General features: G+C 69.3%; 2 protein-coding genes. Both read left to right on the top strand.

Annotated elements, in window-relative coordinates:
- The first annotated feature begins 263 nt into the window (after positions 1–263).
- Complete coding sequence (locus C1J01_RS46785; protein WP_111185455.1) at positions 264–1,568, top strand: sensor domain-containing diguanylate cyclase; 1,305 nt, start codon at positions 264–266, stop codon at positions 1,566–1,568.
- A gap of 78 nt (positions 1,569–1,646) precedes the next feature.
- Complete coding sequence (ettA, locus tag C1J01_RS46780) at positions 1,647–3,311, top strand: energy-dependent translational throttle protein EttA (protein WP_111185453.1); 1,665 nt, start codon at positions 1,647–1,649, stop codon at positions 3,309–3,311.
- Positions 3,312–3,755 lie beyond the last annotated feature (444 nt).

Below are 3,755 nucleotides of genomic sequence, written 5' to 3'. Positions count from 1 at the left end.
GAGGGGGGAGGAGGGGGCATCGGCCGAAGTCCCAGTGGTTCCCCCGAGGGTGGGCCGATGGTGTGTTGCCCCGTATGGGTCTGGCTAGGGCAGCTGGTCGGTCCAGGTTACGCCCCGCACCATGGTCGCTCCTTTCCAGCACGGCTCTCCAGCACCGCCCGCCCCTGGCTGGGGCGGGCCGGCTGCCAACGTATCGGTTCCCGTCGCGCGACGCACACTCCGCAATTATTGTGTTACACATCGTTAGTCAGTGAGGAGACAGGATGGCGGTTACCGGTCACGCCTCGGTCAAGTCTCGCGGTGGTGTGTCAACGCTGGCTGGTCGCTGGCCGTTGCTCGGGCAACGTCGCCGTCTGGTGCTCTACCTCTGCGCCATCGTCGCCCTCGATCTCGCGGCGATCGTCGTGTTGGGGGCGTCCACCGCCTTCCGGTGGCAGGACGCGCTCACGTTCGGCGCGTTGATGGCGTGCGGGGCGGTGTGCATCGAGGCGAGCAGACGGCTCGGCATGCCGGCGGGTGTCTCGCGAGACCTGCTGTCGGCCTGGTGGTTGCCGGTGGCGCTGCTCCTGCCACCGGTGTACGCGTTGTTCGCGCCCATTGTGCTGCAGATCCTGCTCCAGGTGCGGGTGCGGGCGACGGTGCTGCACCGGCGGGTGTTCAGCGCGGCGGCGATCGGGCTGGCCGGCTGCACGGCCAGCCTCGCCTTCCACCATGTCGTCGAGGACCCGTGGTCGTTGTCGTGGGGGAGCGGCCCGCCGATCCTGTACGCGGTGGCGGCCGCGGTGTTGTTCGCCCTGCTGAACATCGGGCTCATCGCCGTCGCCGCGCGCACGGCCGACCCCGACATCACCTGGCGCGAGGTCCTGTGGGACCGGGAGAGCGTGCTGCTGGACGTCGTCGAGCTCTGCCTCGGCGTCACGGTCGCCATCCTCTGCGGCCTCAACCTGGCCCTGCTCATCCTGGCGCTGCCGCCCGTGGTGCTGCTCCAGCGCAGCCTCCTGCACGCTCAGCTTCAGGCAGCCGCCCGTACGGACGCCAAGACCGGGCTGCTCAACGCGGCGGCCTGGCAGCGTGAGGCGGACACCGAGATCGTCCGCGCCCGCCGCACGGGCGACGCCCTGGCCCTGCTGATCATCGACATCGACCACTTCAAGCGGGTCAACGACGCCCACGGTCACCTGGTCGGCGACCAGGTGCTGGTCGGGGTGGCGAGCACGTTGCGCGGTCAGCTCCGCGACTACGACGTGGTGGGGCGCTTCGGCGGCGAGGAGTTCGTCGTGCTCCTGCCGGGAGCCGACGGCGTGGAGGCCCGCCAGGTGGCCGAGCGGCTGCGTACACACGTCGCTCTCATGGCCATCCCGGTCGACGACACCCTGGTCAGGGTGACGATCTCGGCCGGGGTCGCGTTGATGAACGTGCACGGCGACGACCTGATCGACCTGCTGGCCGCCGCCGACCTGGCGCTGTACCGGGCCAAGGAGCTGGGGCGCGACCGCGTCTGCGTCCCGGCCGTGCAGCCGCCGCAGTCGCCGCCGCCGCGTTCGCTGCCGCATGAGCCCGCCTCCTGACCGGCGCGGGCGAGCGGGCCGGGTGCTCATCGGGAGGAGCGGCGGAAGCCTGGCCGGGGAGCCCCTAAGCTAGAGGGCATGCCGGAGTACATCTACACGCTGCAGCGCGTGCGCAAGGCGCACGGCGACAAGGTTGTGCTTGACGACGTCACGTTGTCGTTCCTGCCAGGAGCCAAGATCGGTGTCCTGGGGCCGAACGGCACCGGGAAGTCGACGCTGCTCCGGATGATGGCCGGTCTGGAGCAGCCGTCCAACGGCGAGGCCAGGCTGATGCCGGGCTTCACGGTGGGCATGCTCCAGCAGGAGCCGCCGCTCAACGAGGAGAAGACCGTCCTCGGCAACGTGCAGGAAGGCGTCGCCGAGACGATGGCGATGCTCCAGCGCTACAACGACATCGCCGAGCAGATGGCCACCGACTACAGCGACGAGTTGCTGGAGGAGATGGGCAAGCTGCAGGAGCAGCTCGAGCACCGCAACGCCTGGGATCTCGACAGCCAGCTCGAGCAGGCGATGGACGCGCTGCGCTGCCCGCCGCCCGACGCCGACGTGACCAAGCTGTCCGGTGGTGAGCGTCGCCGGGTCGCGCTGTGCAAGCTGCTGCTGGAGGCGCCCGACCTGCTGCTGCTCGACGAGCCCACCAACCACCTCGACGCCGAGAGCGTGCAGTGGCTGGAGCAGCACCTGGAGAAGTACGCCGGCACGGTCCTGGCCGTCACCCACGACCGCTACTTCCTCGACAACGTCGCCGGCTGGATCCTGGAGCTCGACCGCGGCCGCGCGTTCGCGTACGAGGGCAACTACTCCACCTACCTCGAGGCCAAGGCTCAGCGTCTCAAGGTCGAGGGCCAGAAGGACGCCAAGCGCAAGAAGCGCCTAGAGGACGAGCTGGAGTGGGTGCGCTCCAACCCGAAGGCCCGCCAGACCAAGAGCAAGGCCCGCCTCCAGCGCTACGAGGAGATGGCCGCCGAGGCCGACAAGCACCGCAAGCTCGACTTCGAGGAGATCCAGATCCCGCCGGGCCCGCGCCTGGGCACCACGGTGATCAAGACCGACAAGCTCACCAAGGGCTTCGGCGACCGTCTGCTGATGGAGGGCTTGACGTTCGACCTGCCGCGCAACGGCATCGTCGGCATCATCGGCCCCAACGGCGTGGGCAAGACCACCCTGTTCCGCATGATCACCGGCAGCGAGACGCCCGACAGCGGGTCGATCACGGTCGGCGACACGGTCAAGATCTCCTACGCCGACCAGAGCCGGGGCGGCATCGACCCCAACAAGAACGTCTGGGAGGTCGTCTCCGACGGGCTCGACCACATCAAGGTCGGCAACGTGGAGATGCCGTCGCGGGCCTACATCGCGGCGTTCGGGTTCAAGGGGCCCGACCAGCAGAAGAAGGCCGGCGTCCTGTCGGGCGGCGAGCGCAACCGGCTCAACCTGGCGCTCACCCTCAAGCAGGGCGGCAACGTGCTGCTGCTCGACGAGCCGACCAACGACCTCGACACCGAGACCCTGTCGTCGCTGGAGAACGCGCTGCTCGACTTCCCGGGCTGCGCGGTGATCACCTCGCACGACCGGTGGTTCCTCGACCGCATCGCCACCCACATCCTGGCGTGGGAGGAAGGCTCGAACTGGTTCTGGTTCGAGGGCAACTTCGCCGACTACGAGAAGAACAAGATCGAGCGGCTGGGCGCCGACGCCGCGCGCCCGCACCGGGTGACGTACCGCAAGCTCCACCGCGACTGACCGATCCTCACGAGAACGGCGCCGCACGCTGTGTGCGGCGCCGTTCTGCGTGAAAAGCCCCATCCGTTACGGCACAGCCAACGTCACACCACCCGCCGCACGGGGCCGGCGGCCTCCAGGAAGACGCCCGCTGACCCGCACGTGGCGGACCGCCGCAACGCCGGGCTCGTGGGCCGTCGAGGTGGCGAAACGGCACCTCGACCCAGACCGGTTACCCCTGGCACAGACCACAACGAACAGGGCTCTCCAGCTGGGCAGGCTTCCCTGACCTGGAGAGAAGTTTCGGCAGGCTTGGCGAGCGGGACGCCCGGGCGAGGGGTTCCCGACTGACCGGGTGGGCTCGCCGAGCCTGAGTTCTGGGGGACCGGGTGGGTTCGTTGGGCGTGAGTTGCGGCGGACCGGTTGGGCTCGCTGGGCGTGAGTCCCGATGGGCCGGTCGTTCAC

Source organism: Nonomuraea aridisoli (assembly GCF_003236395.1).
Lineage (GTDB): Bacteria > Actinomycetota > Actinomycetes > Streptosporangiales > Streptosporangiaceae > Nonomuraea > Nonomuraea aridisoli.
The sequence above is the reverse complement of the archived record's forward strand: the minus strand, read 5'-3'. Positions and strand labels throughout refer to the sequence as shown.

Excerpts from the sequence above, each read along its gene's own strand:
- C1J01_RS46785 (WP_111185455.1), top strand. The coding sequence starts at position 264 with ATGGCGGTTACCGGTCACGCCTCGGTCAAGTCTCGCGGTGGTGTGTCA.
- ettA (WP_111185453.1), top strand. The coding sequence starts at position 1,647 with ATGCCGGAGTACATCTACACGCTGCAGCGCGTGCGCAAGGCGCACGGC.